Origin of the sequence: Acidovorax sp. NPDC077693, from assembly GCF_044542805.1 — a bacterium.
GTDB lineage: Bacteria > Pseudomonadota > Gammaproteobacteria > Burkholderiales > Burkholderiaceae_C > Acidovorax.
Genome location: NZ_JBITVD010000003.1, coordinates 1 through 17,482, shown reverse-complemented (window position 1 = coordinate 17,482; position 17,482 = coordinate 1). Strand labels below are relative to the sequence as shown.

13 protein-coding genes are annotated in these 17,482 nt (G+C 66.0%); 9 read left to right on the top strand and 4 right to left on the bottom strand.

All coding sequences use genetic code 11. The annotated features are described in order from the left end of the window. Positions 1-383: 383 nt before the first annotated feature. The 7 genes from ACIGHN_RS04085 to ACIGHN_RS04055 all read left to right on the top strand — a co-directional run bounded on the left by ACIGHN_RS04085 (position 384) and on the right by ACIGHN_RS04055 (position 8,668). On the top strand, positions 384-1,259 hold the full coding sequence (locus ACIGHN_RS04085) for a branched-chain amino acid ABC transporter permease (RefSeq protein ID WP_056163944.1): 876 nt from the start codon (positions 384-386) through the stop codon (positions 1,257-1,259). Between the two features lie 4 nt (positions 1,260-1,263). Beyond that, positions 1,264-2,340 carry a branched-chain amino acid ABC transporter permease gene (locus tag ACIGHN_RS04080; RefSeq protein ID WP_396503382.1) on the top strand — a complete coding sequence of 359 codons (1,077 nt, stop codon included), beginning with the start codon at positions 1,264-1,266 and terminating at the stop codon, positions 2,338-2,340. After that, positions 2,337-3,176 (top strand): ABC transporter ATP-binding protein, encoded by an 840-nt coding sequence (locus tag ACIGHN_RS04075; protein WP_056416607.1) that lies wholly within the window; start codon positions 2,337-2,339, stop codon positions 3,174-3,176. The genes ACIGHN_RS04080 and ACIGHN_RS04075 overlap by 4 nt, the downstream gene beginning before the upstream one ends. Continuing rightward, entirely contained in the window at positions 3,173-3,994 is an 822-nt protein-coding gene (locus ACIGHN_RS04070) for an ABC transporter ATP-binding protein (RefSeq protein ID WP_056163951.1), read from the top strand. Before ACIGHN_RS04075 ends, ACIGHN_RS04070 begins: the two co-directional genes overlap by 4 nt. A 6-nt stretch (positions 3,995-4,000) precedes the next feature. Beyond that, positions 4,001-5,857 (top strand): AMP-dependent synthetase/ligase, encoded by a 1,857-nt coding sequence (locus ACIGHN_RS04065; protein WP_396503381.1) that lies wholly within the window; start codon positions 4,001-4,003, stop codon positions 5,855-5,857. A gap of 358 nt (positions 5,858-6,215) precedes the next feature. Further along, positions 6,216-7,379: an ABC transporter substrate-binding protein gene (locus tag ACIGHN_RS04060; protein WP_056416613.1), complete on the top strand. Its 1,164-nt coding sequence runs from the start codon at positions 6,216-6,218 to the stop codon at positions 7,377-7,379. Between the two features lie 125 nt (positions 7,380-7,504). After that, positions 7,505-8,668 carry an acyl-CoA dehydrogenase family protein gene (locus tag ACIGHN_RS04055; protein ID WP_396503380.1) on the top strand — a complete coding sequence of 388 codons (1,164 nt, stop codon included), beginning with the start codon at positions 7,505-7,507 and terminating at the stop codon, positions 8,666-8,668. 182 nt (positions 8,669-8,850) lie between these two features. Here ACIGHN_RS04055 and ACIGHN_RS04050 read toward each other — a convergent pair whose 3' ends face one another. Beyond that, positions 8,851-9,153, bottom strand: a complete 303-nt coding sequence (locus tag ACIGHN_RS04050; protein WP_396503379.1) for a hypothetical protein — start codon at positions 9,151-9,153, stop codon at positions 8,851-8,853. A gap of 188 nt (positions 9,154-9,341) precedes the next feature. On the opposite strand from ACIGHN_RS04050, the gene ACIGHN_RS04045 reads away from it, so the two are divergent. Both ACIGHN_RS04045 and ACIGHN_RS04040 read left to right on the top strand, forming a co-directional pair. Then, complete coding sequence (locus tag ACIGHN_RS04045; protein ID WP_396503378.1) at positions 9,342-10,547, top strand: acetyl-CoA C-acetyltransferase; 1,206 nt, start codon at positions 9,342-9,344, stop codon at positions 10,545-10,547. A gap of 25 nt (positions 10,548-10,572) precedes the next feature. Then, positions 10,573-12,744 carry a 3-hydroxyacyl-CoA dehydrogenase NAD-binding domain-containing protein gene (locus ACIGHN_RS04040; RefSeq protein ID WP_396503377.1) on the top strand — a complete coding sequence of 724 codons (2,172 nt, stop codon included), beginning with the start codon at positions 10,573-10,575 and terminating at the stop codon, positions 12,742-12,744. Between the two features lie 191 nt (positions 12,745-12,935). Here the strand turns inward: ACIGHN_RS04040 and ACIGHN_RS04035 are convergent, their stop codons facing one another. The 3 genes from ACIGHN_RS04035 to ACIGHN_RS04025 all read right to left on the bottom strand — a co-directional run. Next, a complete protein-coding gene (locus ACIGHN_RS04035) occupies positions 12,936-13,577 on the bottom strand; it encodes a LysE family translocator (protein WP_056416660.1) in 642 nt (213 codons plus the stop codon). Between the two features lie 348 nt (positions 13,578-13,925). Then, positions 13,926-16,817: a midcut-by-XrtH protein gene (locus ACIGHN_RS04030; protein ID WP_396503376.1), complete on the bottom strand. Its 2,892-nt coding sequence runs from the start codon at positions 16,815-16,817 to the stop codon at positions 13,926-13,928. A gap of 213 nt (positions 16,818-17,030) precedes the next feature. Continuing rightward, positions 17,031-17,482: 3-keto-5-aminohexanoate cleavage protein (locus ACIGHN_RS04025; protein WP_396503375.1), on the bottom strand; the 452-nt coding region annotated here is incomplete at its 5' end.

The window sequence follows — 17,482 nt, the reverse complement described above, 5'->3', positions numbered from 1 at the left end:
CAGGCCACCCAAGCCTCTCCAGGCCGCCTGCATGGCGCCTGCAGCGCGCCCCGACGCGACCAACACCGCTGACACGCCCGATACCGCGATCGGTGCCCACCCCGGCAACCCGAGCCCGCCTAGGCCGCAACCCTTATTGCGCCGTGCACCGGGCTGCGTCAATATGCGCCGCGGCCCCCCGCACTCCATGCCCCTGGACGCGCCATCAGGGTTAGCCCCGAGTGCGGTGCGCCCGCAGCACGTGCACCATTATTTATGCAAAGCAATCGCTTTGTATAAATATCTGCCAAGGCCCACGCAGACCAGGACGGACACACCGCATGTCCAAGGCCCTGCGCGTTGCCCCCGTCCGATCTGCGTCAGTCCTCTTCGGGAGAGCCCGTGTGCAATTCGTGCAACTGTTGATCAGTGGTGTCTCCCAGGGGTGCATCTACGGGCTGATCGCGCTGGGCTTCGTGCTGATCTACAAGGCCACCGAAACCGTGAGCTTCGCGCAGGGCGAACTCATGATGCTGGGCGCGTTCTGCGGACTGGCGCTCATGACGGTGCTGGGCTTTCCGTTCTGGGTGGCGGTGATCGCGAGCATCCTGGCCATGGGCCTTTTCGGCACCGTGCTCGAGCGCGCCGTCATCCGCCCCATCCTCGGCCAGCCCGCGTTCTCCATCGTCATGCTCACCATCGGCATCGGCTATGTGCTACGCGGCCTGGTGACGATGATCCCCAACATCGGCACCGAGACCCACACGCTGCCCGTGCCCTACAAGGACATGTCCCTGCGGGTGGGGGCGCTGGTGCTCAACGCCGAGCAACTGGTGGTCATTGGCGCCACCGCCGTGCTGTGCCTGCTGCTGTTCGCGATGTTCCGCTACAGCAAGCTGGGCATTGCGATGCAGGCCTCGTCGCAGAACCAGTTGGCGGCCTACTACATGGGCATCCCCGTGCAGCGGCTCAACGGGCTGGCCTGGGGCCTGGCCGCCGCCGTGGCCGCGGTGGCGGGGCTGCTGCTCGCGCCCATCACCTTCGTGCACGCCAACATGGGGATGATCGGCCTCAAGGCCTTTCCGGCGGCCGTGGTGGGCGGCTTCGGCAGCCTGCCGGGCGCCATCGTGGGCGGGCTGGTCATCGGTATCGTCGAATCGCTCTCGGGCTTCTACCTGCCCGACGGCTTCAAGGACACGGCCGCGTACATCGTGGTGCTGATCATGCTGATGGTCAAACCCAACGGTCTGTTCGGCGAAAAATTGAGAAAGAAAGTCTGACCCCATGCGCTTTCTTTTCAAGACCTCGTACGAACAAGACCTGCGCCTGGCAAAACATGGCGGGCATGTCTTCTGGTACAGCCTGCTGGCCGTGGCGCTGGTCGCAGCTCCCTGGGTGGCCCCCGAGTACTGGCTGGCGCAGCTCACCTTCGTGCTGATCTACGCCATCGTCGGCCTGGGGCTCATGCTGCTGGCGGGGTTCACGGGGCTGTTCTCGCTGGGGCATGCGGCCTTCCTCGGCGTGGGGGCGTACACGCAGGCGGTGCTCACGGGCATGGGCTGGCCGTTCGCGCTGTCGCTGGCCTGCGCGGCGGGGCTGTCGGCCGCCGTGGGCGTGGTGGTGGGACTGCCCGCGCTGCGCGTCAAGGGCATCTACCTGGGCATGGCCACGCTGTCGTTCGGGTTCATCGTCGAAGAGGTGTTCGCGCGGTGGGAATCGGTGACCGGTGGCAACTCCGGCAAGCACCTGGTGCCACCCGAAATCTGGGGGTTCAAGTTCGAATCCACCGAGTCGTTCTACTTTCTGTGTCTCGTGATTGCCGTGGTCAGCACGCTGGCCATCCTGAACCTGCTGCGGTCCTCCACGGGCCGGGCCTTCGTTGCGATCCGCGATTCGGAAATATCGGCGCAGAGCATGGGCATCCACTTGGCGCGGTACAAGACGCTGTCGTTTTCCATCTCGGCGGCCCTCGCCGGCATCGGCGGTGCGCTCTATGCGCACAAGCTGCAGTTCATCTCGCCCGACCAGTTCAACATCCTGCAGTCCATCGACCTGCTGTTGATGATCGTGATCGGTGGGCTCGGGTCGGTGCATGGCGCGTTCCTCGGGGCCATCTTCCTCATCACCATGCCCCAGATGATTTCGCTCACAAAGGACTGGCTGCCCGCCGCCATCGGCCAGGCGCCGGGGCTGCAGGCCGTGGTTTATGGCGCGGTGCTGATCGCGTTCGTGCTGTTCGAGCCCATGGGCCTGTACGGCCGCTGGCTCAAGGTGCGCACCTGGCTGCAGATGTTCCCGTTCTACCGCAGGGGGATGTTCAAGCGGCAGAAGTCCTTCCAAAAATCGGACAGGCTGAAATGAACGACGACATCCTGCTCACCGCCCAGAACCTCAGCGTGCGCTTTGGCGGCGTGCTGGCGGTCAACAACGTGAGCTTCGACGTGCGCCGGGGCGAGGTGTTCACCCTCATCGGCCCCAACGGTGCGGGCAAGACCACGGTGTTCAACCTCATCAGCCGCATCTATACGCCCACCACCGGCACCATCGCGTACGCGGGCCCGGGCGGTGCCATGCTGCCTTTGACTGACCAGCCGCCGCACAAGGTGGCGGGCCTGGGCATCGCCCGCACCTTCCAGAACATCGAGCTGTTCGAGCATGCGAGCGTGCTGCACAACCTGCTGATCGGCCGCCACACGCGCCGCGAGACCGGCGTGTGGGCCGAGATGTTCTTCACCCGCAAGGTGCGCGACGCCGAGGTGCGTGCCCGCGAGAAGGCGGAGCAGGTCATCGACTTTCTCGACCTGCAGCACTACCGCGACACGCTGGTGGCCGGCCTGCCGTACGGCGTGCGCAAGGTGGTGGAGCTGGCGCGCGCGCTGTGCACCGAGCCCCAGCTGCTGCTGCTCGACGAGCCCTCGTCGGGCCTGAACGTGGAGGAGACCGACGACATGGCTTTCTGGATCCAGGACATCCAGCACGAGCTCGGCATCACCGTGCTGATGGTGGAACACGACATGTCGCTGGTCTCCAAGGTGTCGGACCGCGTGCTGGCCATGAACCAGGGCGAAGTGGTGGCGATGGGCACGCCGCGCGAGGTGCAGTCGCACCCCGGCGTCATCGAGGCCTACCTCGGCACCATCGACGACGTGAGCAACCTGCGCCGCCCCGCAGGCTCCAGCCAGGGGGTGCGGGCATGAGCGCCGTTCTCGCCGTCGACAACGCTGGCACCGCGGCCGTGGCCGACCCCCAACCCCTGCTGAAATTGCAGAACGTGGAGAGCGCCTACGGCCCCATCAAGGCCATCCGCGGCGTAAGCCTGCAGGTGCGGCGCGGGGAGATCGCGGCCGTGCTGGGCAGCAACGGCGCGGGCAAGACCACCATCTTGAAGACCATCAGCGGCATCATCGACCCGCGCAAGGGCACCATCGAGTTCCAGGGCCAGGACATCACCGCGCGCGACCCCGCGGCCATCGTGCGCCGGGGCCTCATGCATGTGCCCGAAGGGCGCGAGGTGTTTGCACTGCTGTCGGTGCGCGACAACCTGCTCATGGGCGCCTACACCCGCAGCGACACCGATGCCGTCGCGCGCGACATCGAAACGGTGTACGGCTACTTCCCCATCCTCAAGGAGCGCGCCGCGCAGGACGCTGGCCTGCTGTCGGGCGGGCAGCAGCAGATGCTGGCCATCTCGCGCGCGCTGATGGCCAACCCCGAGCTCATCCTGCTCGACGAGCCCAGCCTGGGCCTGTCGCCCAAGCTCACCAAGGAAATCTTCGAGATCGTGGTGCGCATCAACCGCGAGCGCGGCACCACCATCTTGCTGGTGGAGCAGAACGCCAACATGGCGCTCAACGCCTCGGACTACGGCTACGTGCTGGAGAACGGCCGCATCGTGATGGAAGACAGCTGCGAACGCCTGCGCGAGAAGGACGACATCAAGGAGTTCTACCTGGGCATGAAGGACGAAGGCGTGCGGGGCGAGCGGCGGTGGAAGAAGAAAAAAACCTGGAGATAAGTCCACATGTCGAATCTCTGGGACCTCGATCACATCCAGCCCGCCGGCACCGACGTGCTGGCCGGCAGCACCATCTCCGCCATGTTCTGGAACGCGGTGGCATTGCGCGGCCCGGCTGTGTGGATGCGGCAAAAAGAGCTGGGTATCTGGAAGAGCTGGACCTGGGACCAGACCGCCGAGGCCGTGCGCGAGATCGCGGGCGGGCTCATGGCGCTGGGCTTTGCGCGCGGCGACTGCGCATCCATCCTGTCGAACACCAACATCGAATGGGTGCTGGCCGACCTGGCCGTGCTCAGCTGCGGCGGCGTCTCCAACGGCATCTACCCCACCGACGCCGCGGCGCAGGTGCACTACCTGAGCGAAGACTCCGCCACCACCGTGCTGTTTGTCGAAAACGACGAGCAGCTCGACAAGGCGCTGGAGGTGCGTGCGGGCCTGCCGCTGCTGCGCAGGATCATCGTGTTCGACATGGAAGGCCTGCGCGGGCTGCAGGACCCTGGCGTCATCAGCCTGCAGGCACTGCGCGACCTGGGCCGCGCCTGGAACCAGCAGAACCCCGACGCGCTCATGCGCCGCGTGCAGGCCTGCCAGCCCGAGGACGTGGCCATCCTCGTCTACACCTCGGGCACCACCGGCAAGCCCAAGGGCGCCATGCACACGCACGCCGCCCTGGCCTACACCGTGCGCGGCTACAACACGCTGATCTCGCGCACCGACCAGGACGAGGCCATGTGCTTCCTGCCGCTGTGCCACATCGCCGAGCGCATGGGGGGCGAGTACTTCTCGCTGTACACCGGCTCGCGCCTGAACTTCGTCGAGAACCCCGACACCGTGCCCGAGAACGTGCGCGAAATCGCACCCACCGTGTTCACCGCCGTGCCGCGGGTGTGGGAGAAGTTCTATTCGGGCGTGATGATCGCGCTCAAGGAATCCACCGCGCTGCAGCAGGCGGCGTATGCGTGGTCCATCGGCGTGGGCACGCGCATTGCCGATCTGGTGCTGGCCGGCCAGCCCGTGGGCGGGCTGCTCAAGGCGCAGTTCCAGCTGGCGCGCTGGCTGGCGCTGAACAACGTGCGCAAGCTCATCGGCATCCACCGCGCGCGTTTTCTGGTCACGGGGGCGGCCCCCATCTCGCCCGAGCTGGTGAAGTGGTACCTCGCCCTGGGCGTGCCCATGCTGGAGGTATGGGGGATGACGGAGACCTGCGGCGCGGCCACCGGCGTGCCGGCCAGCCGCATCAAGCCCGGCTCCATCGGCCCTGCGGCGGCCTACAACGAGGTGCGCATCGACCCCGCCACCGGCGAGATCCTGGTGCGCGGCCCCAACGTGTTCAAGGGTTATCTCAACCTGCGCGAGAAGACGGCCGAGACCATCGACGCCGACGGCTGGCTGCACACGGGCGACGTAGGCACCATCGATGCCGACGGCTACCTGCGCATCACCGACCGCATGAAGGACATCATCATCACGGCCGGCGGCAAGAACATCACGCCCAGCGAGCTGGAGAACGAGCTCAAGTTCAGCCCCTACGTGACGGACGCGGTGGTCATCGGCGACAAGCTGCCCTACCTCACGGTGATCATCATGATCGACCAGGAGAACGTGGAGAAGTTTGCGCAGGACAACGACGTGCCGTTCTCCAACTACGCCAGCCTGACCCGCGCGCGCGAGGTGCAGGACCTGATCCAGGCCGAGATCGACCGCGTGAACACGCAGTTCGCCCGCGTGGAGCAGATCAAGAAGTTCTTCCTGCTCGACACCCAGCTCACGGCCGAGGACGAAGAACTGACGCCCACCATGAAGCTCAAGCGCAAGCTGGTGCAGCAGAAGTACGCGGCGCAGATCGAGGCGATGTACCGGTAGGGGCGGCCTCCGACAGGCTCAGGCGGAAAGGGTGGGGGTTGCGGGTTGGTGCATTGAGCCCGAAGACCTTGCAATCCCCCCACCGTTCGGGCTGAGCTTGTCGAAGCCTGGGCCCATTGCGCAGCGGCCCCCCGGCCTCCGGGCCTTCGACAAGCTCAGGCGGAACGGGACATGTGGGAGGCATCGGGAATGCGGCGGTGCGCTTGCGAGCACACCCCCGACCGTTCGGGCTGGGCCTGTCGAAGCCAGGGCGCACCGCCACCCAGGCCCGCCGCAGATAGGGAAAGTGCTGGTGCCCCACCCCGGGCATCGTTCTATAACGAGCGATCGTGTTCGATCCAACCGAAGGAGACGTGCCATGAAACTTCATCCCATCGCAGCCCTCGCAGCCATGGCCCTGGCTGCAGGCGCCGCGCATGCACAGGCCACCCAGGGCGTGAGCAAGGACACCATCACGCTGGGCTCCATCCAGGATCTGTCGGGCCCGCTGGCGGGCTTTGGCAAGCAGGTGCGGCTGGGCATGATGCTGCGCGTGGACGAGGCCAACGAGCAAGGCGGCGTGAACGGCCGCAAGCTCGACCTCAAGGTGGAGGACTCGGGCTACGACCCCAAGAAAGCCGTGCTGGCCGCGCAAAAGCTTGTCAACCAGGACAAGATCTTCATGATGATCGCGCACATCGGCACTGCGCAGAACCTGGCCGCCATGCCGGTGCAGTTCAGCAAGAACGTGATCAACTTCTTCCCGGTGACGGCCGCGCGCGAAATGTACGAGCCCTTCCACAAGCTCAAGTACTCGTTCGCCGCCACCTACTACGACCAGATCCGCCTGGCCGCCCCCAAGCTCATCAAGGAGAAAGACGCCAAGAAGGTCTGCACCATCTACCAGGACGATGAGTTCGGCCTGGAGGTGATGCGCGGCGGCGAGGCGGCGCTCAAGTCCATCGGCATGGAGTTCGCCGAGAAGACCTCGTACAAGCGCGGCGCCACCGACTTCTCGTCCCAGGTCGCCAAGATGAAGTCCTCGGGCTGCGACTTCGTGATCCTGGGCACCATCATCCGCGAGACCATCGGCACCATCGGCGAGTCGCGCAAGACGGGCTTCAACCCCACCTTCCTCGGGTCCAGTGCCGCCTACACCGACCTCATCCACAAGCTGGGCGGCAAGCCCATGGACGGCCTGTACGCCACCATGACGGTGCAGCACCCCTACCTGGACGAAGCCAGCCAGCCCATCCGCTTCTGGGCCAACAAGTACAAGACCAAGTTCAACGAAGACCCTACCGTGTTCTCGGTCTACGGCTACGGCGCGGTGGACGCCTTCATCAAGGCCGCGCAAAAGGCAGGCACGGGCCTGACCACCGACAGCTTCATCAAGGCCATGGACACGATGGTCATCCCACCCGACATGTTCGGCAGCGCCGAGGCCACCTACGGCCCGCAAAAGCGCCTGGGCAGCGACCTGTCGCGCCTGTCGCAGATCACCGACGGCAAGTGGAAGGTGGTGTCGGACTATGTGAAGTAGGCGCGCGCCGGCTCTGCCGCCCCAAAGCCGCCCCCCGGGCGGCTTTTTCATTCGGGGGTGCGCCAGGGCCTGGACAGTGGCAGAATTTAACCAAGCAGTAACTTTGCAAAAATAGGATCGCCGCCATGATCGACCGCACCCTCTTCCAGAGCGACCACCTGGCGTTTGCCGACAGCTTCCGCCGCTTCATCGACAAGGAAGTGGTGCCCCACCACGCTGCCTGGGAAGACCAGGGCTACGTGGCGCGCGAGGTGTGGAGCCAGGCGGGCGCCAACGGCTTTCTGTGCATGAGCCTGCCCGAGGAATACGGCGGCGCCGGGGCCGACAAGCTCTATTCGGTGGCGCAGATGGAAGAGCTGGCGCGCGCCGGCACCACCGGCATCGGCTTCGGGCTGCACAGCGAGATCGTCGCGCCGTACATCCTGCACTACGGCACCGAAGCACAAAAGCGCCGCTACCTGCCGCCCATGGCCAGCGGCGCGGTGGTGGGCGCCATCGCCATGAGCGAGCCCGCCGCCGGCAGCGACCTGCAGGGCATCAAGACCACGGCGCTAAAGAGTGCCGACGGATCGCACTATGTGCTCAACGGCAGCAAGACCTTCATCACCAACGGCTGGCACGCCGACCTGGTGATCGTGGTCGCCAAGACCGACCCGGCGGCCGGGGCCAAGGGCACCAGCCTCTTCCTGGTGGAGCGCGGCATGCCCGGCTTTGAAAAAGGCCAGCGCCTGAAGAAAATGGGCATGAAGGCGCAGGACACCTCCGAGCTGTTCTTCACCGACGTGAAGGTGCCCGCCGACAACCTGCTGGGCGGCCCCGCCATGGAAGGGCGTGGCTTCATCTGCCTGATGGAGCAGCTGCCGTGGGAGCGCCTGCAGATCGCCATCACCGCCGTGTCCGCCACGCAGGCTGCCATCGACTGGACGGTGGACTATGTGAAGGACCGCAAGGTCTTCGGCCAGAGCGTGGCCTCATTCCAGAACACCCGCCACACCCTGGCCGAACTGCAGACTCAGGTGCAGGTGGCGCGCGTGTTCGTCGACAAATGCTGCGAGCTGATCACGCGCGACCAGCTCGACACCCAGACTGCCAGCATGGCCAAGTACTGGACCACCGACCTGCAGTGCAAAGTGATGGACGAATGCGTGCAGCTCTTCGGCGGCTACGGCTACATGTGGGAATACCCCATCACCCGCGCGTACGCCGATGCGCGCGTGCAGCGCATCTACGGCGGCACCAACGAGATCATGAAAGAGGTGATTGCGCGTGCCATGGGCCTGGGCAAGTGACACAACGCGCAAGACAACGTGAACCCGCCCCGCACCGCCCTTGGCGCCCTCGGCCTCGCGTTCAGCCATCCCATGCTGGTCAGGCTGAGCTGGTCGACGCCCCGCGCGGCGCTCCGACCAGCTCAGCGTGATCGGCTGCTTGGGCTGGAGGGCCAATGGGTATCCGCGCGAGCCAAACGCTCCTACAGGTACCAGGCGGCGCGTGCCTCTTCAGGACTGAGCGGCGCACCGGGGCGGCGGTCGGTCACGTTCAGCCACGCACGGACGCCCTGGCTGCCGCTCAGCGCACGCATCAGCAGCAAGCCAGCACCGATGCCCCGCACGGCGGCCGCAGTGCGCGACGGCGCCATGAAGGCCGACACCGCCAGCGCGCTGGATGCGGCCAGCGCCATGTGGTGCTCGAGCGCAAAGCCCTCGCGCGTGTCGTCGTACTCGATAGCGCCACGGACCATGCGCTGCAAGGCGGAGGATGGATTTGATTTCATAGCCAGAAATTTAGATGACAACCCCACAAAGATAGTGCAAAAACCGCTGCACCCGCGTCAGAGAGCGTGCTGTCGTGGTGTGAGCGGCCCATGCGCCCCACGCCCCGGCGTGTGCAAGGTGCAGGCCACCAACACCCGCTGTCCCCCCGCAGCGATTCACCCATTGTGACGACCACCGGAGACCATTCATGACCGAAGCCTTTGTATTCGATGCGCTGCGCACCCCGCGCGGCAAGGGCAAGAAGGACGGCACCCTGCACGAGGTCAAGCCCATCGACCTGCTCACCGGCTTGCTGATCGAGCTGCAGGCACGCCACCGCTTCGACACGGCCGCGGTGGACGACGTGGTCATGGGCATCGTCTCGCCCGTGGGCGAGCAGGGCTCGGTGCTGCCCAAGGTGGCCGCCCTCAAGGCTGGGTGGGACTTTCGCTGTGCGGGCGTGCAGGTCAACCGCTTTTGCGCATCGGGCCTCGAAGCCGTGAATATGGCCGCGCAAAAAGTGCGCAGCGGCTGGGAAGACCTGGTGGTGGCCGGCGGCGTGGAGAGCATGAGCCGCGTGCCCATCGGCTCCGACGGCGGCGCCTGGGCGCAAGACCCTGCCACCAATTCGGAAACGCTGTTCGTGCCCCAGGGCATCGGCGCCGACCTGATCGCGACGCTGGACGGCTACACCCGCGCCGACGTGGACGCCTTCGCGCTCGAATCGCAGCGCCGCGCCACCGCGGCGCGTGCCGCGGGTTACTTCAAGCATTCCGTCGTGCCCGTGCGCGACTTCATCGGCCAGACCATCCTGGCGGAAGACGAATTCATCAAGCCCAAGACAACCCTCGAAGGCCTGGGTGCGCTCAAGGCCTCGTTCGAGCAACTGGGCGGCATGGGCTTCGACGCCGTGGCGCTGCAGCGCTACCCGCAGGTGGAGCGCATCCACCATGTGCACCACGCGGGCAACTCGTCCGGCATCGTGGACGGCGCCGCCGCCGTGCTGATCGGCAACGAGGCCGCCGCCAAGGCCCACGGCCTCACGCCGCGCGCGCGCATCGTGGCCACGGCGCTCAGCGGCGCCGACCCCACCATCATGCTCACCGGGCCGGTGCCCGCCGCCCGGAAGGCGCTGGCCCGTGCGGGCATGGCCATCGACCAGATCGATTTGTTCGAAGTCAACGAGGCGTTTGCCGCCGTGCCCATGCGCTTCATGCGCGAGCTGGGCGTGCCGCACGACAAGGTCAACGTGAACGGCGGCGCCATCGCCATGGGTCACCCGCTGGGCGCCACCGGGGCGATGATCCTCGGCACCCTGATCGACGAGCTGCACCGCCGGGGCCAGCGCTACGGCCTGGCCACGCTGTGCGTGGGCGGCGGCATGGGCATTGCCACCATCGTTGAACGCATTTGATTGACGGGCAGGAGACAAGAACATCATGCAAACCATCCGCTACGAACTCATCGCCGGCCAGGGCGTCGATGGCCAGGTCGCCGTCATCACGTTCGACGAAGCCAACTCGCCCGTCAACACCATGTGCCGCCAGTGGCAGCAAGAGCTGGGCGAGGTCACCGCCCAGGTGGTGGCAGACCGCGAGCGCCTGGGCGCCGCGCTCAAGGGCATCGTCCTTGCATCCGCCAAGACCAGCTTCTTTGCGGGCGCCGACCTGAAGGCCACGATGCGCCTGACACCCGCCGACGCGCCTGCCGCGTTCGGTGAGATCGAGCGCATGAAGGCGCACTTCCGCACGCTCGAAACCCTGGGCATCCCCGTGGTGGCCTGCCTCAACGGCGCCGCGCTGGGCGGCGGATGGGAGGTGGCCCTGGTCGCCCACTACCGCATCGCCGTGGCCGACCCCAAGATCCAGTTCGGCCTGCCCGAGGTCACGCTGGGCCTGATGCCCGGCGCCACCGGCGTGACCAAGATGACGCGCCTGCTGGGCCTGATGGGCGCACAGCCCTACGTGCTGGAAGGCAAGCTCTTCAACCCCGCCGAGGCGCTGGACCTGCAACTGGTGCACGAACTGGTGGCCACGCGCGAGCAACTGCTGCCGGCCGCCCTGGCCCACATCGCCACCCACCCGCACGCCGTGCAGCCGTGGGACGACAAGAATTACAAGATGCCCGGCGGCACGCCCGCCAACCCCAAGATCGCCAGCGCCCTGACGGTGGCGCCCGCCATGCTCAAGAAGACCACGCGTGGCCGCTACCCCGCGCCCGAGGCGGCCCTCGCCGCCATGGTCGAAGGCGCGATGGTGGACTACGACACCGCCCTGCGCATCGAAAGCCGCTACCTCGCCCGCCTGATGACAGGCCCCGTGGCGCGCAACATGATCAACACGTTCTTCTTCGACATGAACGCGATCAAGAGCGGCAAGTCGCGCCCGGGCTCAGCCCCGCGCTACAAGCCGCAAAAGGTCGGCATCCTGGGCGCCGGCATGATGGGCGCCGGCATCGCCTGGGCCCAGGCCAGCCGGGGCATCGCCACCGTGCTCAAGGACGTGAGCGCGCAAAAGGCCGAGGCCGGCAAGGCCTACAGCACCAAGCTCGCACAAGCCCGCGTGGACAAAGGCCGCATGACGGCCGAGGCGCAGCAAGCGCTGCTCTCGCGCATCACGCCCACCGCCAGCGCAGCCGACCTGGCGGGCTGCGACCTCATCATCGAAGCCGTGTTCGAAAGCCGCGACCTCAAGGCCCGGGTCACGCGCGAGGCCGAGCCGCAGCTGGCACCCGGCGGATTCTTTGCCAGCAATACCTCCACCCTGCCCATCAGCGGCCTGGCCACGGCCAGCAGTAACCCCGAGAAATTTGTCGGCATCCACTTCTTCAGCCCCGTGGACAAGATGAAGCTGGTGGAGATCATCCGCGGCAAACAGACGGACGACGAGACCGTGGCCCGCGCGTTCGACTATGTGCAGGCCCTGGGCAAGGTGCCCATCGTGGTCAACGACGCGCGCGGCTTCTACACCAGCCGCACCTTCGGCACCTACGTGATGGAAGGCACCGCCATGCTGGGCGAAGGCATCCCCGCCGCCGCGATTGAAAACGCCGCCCTGCAGGCCGGCCTGCCCGTGGGCCCGCTGGCCGTGCTGGACGAGACCGCGCTGACCTTGAGCGTGCACGTGCTGGACCAGACGCGCGCCGACTGCGCGGCGGAAGGCAAGACCTACACCGCCACGCCCGGCGAACTGCTGGTGGAGCGCATGGTCAAAGAGCTGAAGCGCCCTGGCCGCGCGGGTGGCGGCGGTTTTTACGACTACCCCGCAGGCGGCAAGAAGCACCTGTGGCCGGAGCTGAAACCTCTGTTCGAAAAGTCCGGCGTGGCATGGAGCGTGCAGGAGATCCAGGACCGGCTGCTCTACCGCCAGGCCATCGAGACTGCGCGCTGCCTGGCCGAGGGGGTGCTGACCAGCGTGCATGACGCGAACATCGGGTCGATCTTTGGGATCGGGTTTCCGGCGTGGACGGGGGGTGCGATGCAGTTCGTTTACGGCACGGGAATGGAGGCGTTCCTGAAGCGGGCGGATGAACTGGCGGCGACGTACGGGGCGGGGTTCGCTGTGGAAGCAAAAGCCCGAGATGCCCTTCGAGACTTTCAGCCCACCTATTGATCGACCGTGTTTCAGTCGAACCGGATAGCTGAAGGCACTCGCTTCTGGCACACCAAACGCATCACCGACCAACTGGCCTATCCGCTGGTTCGGTGTTGTGGAGAACACCCACCACAGCCCTGCTCTGCGCTGTGCTGCGCAGTGCGGGAAGCACCACGTCTTTCAGCGTGAAGCGTCCGCCGCCCTGGAGCTTACCGCGCCACCATCCGCAACCCCAGCGCAATGAACACCGTGCCCGCCAGCCGGTCCAGCCATACACCCACCCGCGGCTTGCGGTGGATCCACCCACCGACCCTGCCTGAGAAGTAGCCCAGCAACCCGAACAGCACCGCCGCCTGGGCCGTGAACAGCAGCCCCAGCAAGCCCAGCTGCAGCTCCATGCCGCCGCGCGATGCATCCACGAACTGCGGCAGGAACGACAGGAAGAACAGCACGACCTTGGGGTTGATGGCGTTGGCTATCAGGCCCTTGGAGAAGGTGCGGCCGAGCGATTCAGCAGCGGTTTGGCTGCTGGAGCTGCCATGGGCGCCTTCGATGCGCACAGCGCCTGCGTGGCGCAGGGCCTGGGTGCCAAGCCAGATCAGGTAGGCACCACCCGCCCACTTGAGCGCCGTGAAGGCCACTGGCGATGCGGCCAGGATAGCGCCTACGCCAATGACGGCCAGCACGGTATGGCTGAGGCAACCCAATGCGCAACCCAGGCCAAACACGATGCCAGCGCGGCGGCCTTTGGACATGCCGACGCTGAGCACCATGAGGTTGTCGGGGCCGGGCGTGGCTGTGAGCATGACGGCGGTGAGAAGAAACGCGATGGCCTGGGCGGTGGTCAACATGGTGGTGGCTGCCTGGCTTTTTTTGGCTGGCCGCCCCTGGCTGGCCGGGGCAGACGGTGACAGTGATGGGGATGGTGGTGTGCTGAGGCTTGCCCTGAATATCCAAGGCATCGGAGCAAACCGAATACTATCCAATCAATAGCATTCGTTCCTTTGCAAACCAGCGGCAGAGGCCTGAAAAGATGGAAGTTGGGCCTGCCAACGCCCGCCGCTTGGGCTGCAGGTCCAGATGCCAGGCTGCTTCCGGGGGCCGAAGGACCCGCAGCCCCGCCGACCACCACCCGTGGCTGTATCGGAGCCGGGCGGATGCCCTGTCCGGCAGATACGGGCCCGGCCAGCTCGCCGCCATCAATCCACGATGAGCTTGTTGTTGTTCAGCAGCTGGGTAATGATCTGCTGGTCGGTGGTGGCGCCGGAGTAGAGAGACTGCAGGTCGACCCCCGAAAGAACGATCTGCTGGGTTTCGGTGGCGCTGGTATAGGCCGCACCAACGAAGTGGGAATCCGCAGCAAACCCACCCGCGTGGCTGATGTGGATGATGGTGTTGCCCCCCGAGATCTCGAAGTGCACATAGTCCGCCAAGTTGCCCGCGCCGTTGGATGGACCCACGTGCTCCCCCTGCAGCAGGTCGCGCAGGTCCAGCACATCGCCCCCCGCGGTATTGCTGCCCGCTGCCGCCGTTTCGAAGTTCTGGATGGTGTCCACCGCAGGAGTCCCGGCAGCGCCCTGGTCGCCCAGGCTCCAGACAAACACGTCCACGAAGTTTTCACCGGCATCGCCGCCGATCAAGGTGTCGTTGCCGGGACCGCCCGAGATCACGTCGGCACCGCTGCCGGCGTTGATGGTGTCGTTGCCGCTGCCGCCGTAGAGCATGTCGGACCCGCTCCCGGCAGAGAGGTTGTCATCACCGTCACCACCGTGGACGATGTTGTTGCCATTGGCGGCATTGATGGTGTTGTCGCCATTTCCACCTTGGATGAATTCGTTGGCAGAGCTGCCGGTGTAGCTGCCACTCGCTGTCGTGGTGATGTCCACCGTTGTGTAGGCCGCCTTGAGCGTCACCACACTGCTCACGCTCGCAGTGACGCCACCGTTGGTTTCCGTGGATGTGACCTGTACGGTCAGGTGGGTTGCGTTGGTCGTGTAGCTGCCAGGAAGATTCAGCATCAGGTTGGGCAGGTCCGCCTCGGCAAGCTGCCACACGCCGCCACCCAGGTTGGCGCCCGCATTGAACGAGACACCCGTGGGCACGTTGCTCACCCTGATCGACAGGCTCTCGGAGCCATCCGTGTCCACCAGTGTTGTGGTGATAGGGAACCTGGCGCTGGTTCCACCAGTGCCGTGCGCATTGACCACCAGGGACTTCAAAACCACCAACGAAGGCGTGGTGGCCGAGCCGACGGTCACATTGACCGTGGCCGTGCTGCTGGCGCGGGAGGGATCCTCTATGGTGTAGGTGAAGCTGGCGGCACCTTCGAAGCCGCTGGCTGGCGTAAAGATGACGTTGTTGCCGATGCGGCTGACCGTGCCGTTCACTGCCGCCTGTACCGACACCAGGGTCAGCACGTCTCCATTGGCATCGGTGTCGTTGGCCAGCAACGTGGACACGGGAATGGAAATGGCCGTGTCCATGCGCGTGAGGGCCGTGTCGTTGGCAGCGACCGGCGCCTGATTCACGGTGGGATTCACAGTCACCGTGACGGTGCCGGTCGCCGTGTGGCCATGCCCATCGTCGACGGTGTAGGTGAAGGTGTCCGTACCGGTGAACCCGGCGTTGGGGGTGTAGATGGGGTTGCCTGTAACGGCATCGATCACCACCGAGCCATTGGCGCCCTGAGTCACGCCAACAACCGTGAGCGAATCGCCATCGGTGTCCGTGTCGTTGCCGCGCACGGCAATGACTACAGAGCTGTCTTCATCCACTGTCGCCACATCGTTGTTGGCGACGGGCGCGCCATTGGCCGACGCATTGACCGTGACCGTGACGGTTGCGGTGGATGTGGCGCCCTTGCCGTCGCTGATGGTGTAGGTGAAGCTGTCACTGCCGGCAAACCCTGCGTTGGGTGTGTAGATGGGGTTGTTCGTGACGGCATCGATCACCACCGAGCCGTGAGCGCCCGGCGTCACACTGGCAACCGTGAGGGGGTCACCGTCGGCATCGGTGTCGTTGCCGCGCACAGAGACGGTCACAGGGGTGTTTGCATTGGTGGAGACTGCGTCGTTCACCGCCACGGGCGCACGGTTCACGGTGATGCTGAGCGTGCTCGATGCGCCTGTGTGCACGGTGTAGGTCACTACCAGCGGGCTGGCGCCAGTGAACGGCGAGGCCGCCACAAAGGTGTAGTCGCCGTTGCTCTGCATGGTCAACGTGCCCAGCCCTGCCGCCGTGGCCGGCGTGCCGGCCGCGTACCGCGTGCCCTGGTAAGTGAAGCTGGCCAGCACCAGCGGGCCATCAGCGTCCAGGTCATTGAGCAGCACATTGCCCGTGGCCTGCGCTGCCGCCACCGCCGACACGGTATCGGCCAGCAAGGTGCTGGACTGATGGCCCTGCGCCGCGGTGGCCGCAGCAGCGCACAGTGCCGCCACATCGACCCAGCACGCGCCGCCTGCAGGCAGTGCAGTGCCAACGGCACAGACGGTGCCCGGGCGGGCCGGGGTCACTGGCAGGGGCGACGGAATGCCCAGCGGAAAGCAGGTGCTCCAGCTCGGCTGCGTGATGCTGGCGATGCGCAAGCCGGACGCTGTCCGGTTGGTGTAGACCACCGGCAGGAATCCCGAAGGATCGCCACCGGGCGTGGTGCCCGTGGACTGCACGGGAATCGTGAGCGTTTCTCCACCCGCCTGGTGGAAGGCAGCCTGCAGCTCCTGCAACTGGGCCTGCACAGCGTCACCCCACACCACCAAGGCGCCCAGCACCGTGGCCACGGCTCCCAGCGCCACGCTGCGCAAGGTGGCGGAGGACACGAGGCCTTTCGTGCGCACCATCCAGCCCATGCAGGCCACCATGGCCACCGCCAGCAGCAGCAAGGCGCCAGGGTGGTCGACGGGTATCGCTGCGGCCGCGAGCGCGCCTGCCGTAATCGTCTGCGCCTGCGCCGCCGGCAATGCGGCCACCAGCAGCATTGCAGCCGCCAGGCGCCGCAATGCACTGCGTGCACCGAGAGGGTCAGCGAAAAATGGGGCGCAATACCAGGGGCGCAACATCGATAGTCCTTCGTTGTTGGAAGAATGAAAGCTCATGGGGGGTTGCCTGCCGGGCATGCCTGCACAAGGCCTGCGGCAGGCCGCCTGGAGGGATGGCGCCGGCACTCTACCCTGTAAAAGCAGGTAAGCCATCATAGAAAATTGCAACAGACCCACGGAGCACAAGACTTACTCCAACGCCGTGGGGGAGGCGCAAGACGCAAACTGCCTGCCAAAACCGCGCAACAGGCGGGCAATGCGTGGCCTGCGCTACGCGCCAGCCAACCCCAACATCCCCCGCGCCTCCTGCGGCGACGCCACCTCCCGCCCCGCATTGCGCGCGTACTGCGCCAGCCTCTCGATCAACGGCCCATTCGAATCCGCCTTGGTGCCATCGGGCAGATAGAACGTGTCCTCCAGCCCCGTGCGCAAATGCCCGCCCAGCTCGGCCACGCGCTGGTGCACGGGCCAGATCTCGCTGCGGCCGATGACGGTGGCCTGCCAGGGGGCGTCCTTGATCTTGAGCTTGAGCAAGATGGGCAGCAGGTCCGGGTCCGCGGGCATGCCGGACTCGACACCCATCACGAAGTTGTATTCGGGCAGCCGCGCGGTGTACATGCCGGTCTGCACATACATCTCCACGCAGCGCACGATGCCCACGTCGAAGCATTCGAACTCGGGCAGCGTGCCGGTTTCCAGCATCACGTCGATGAAGTCCTTGA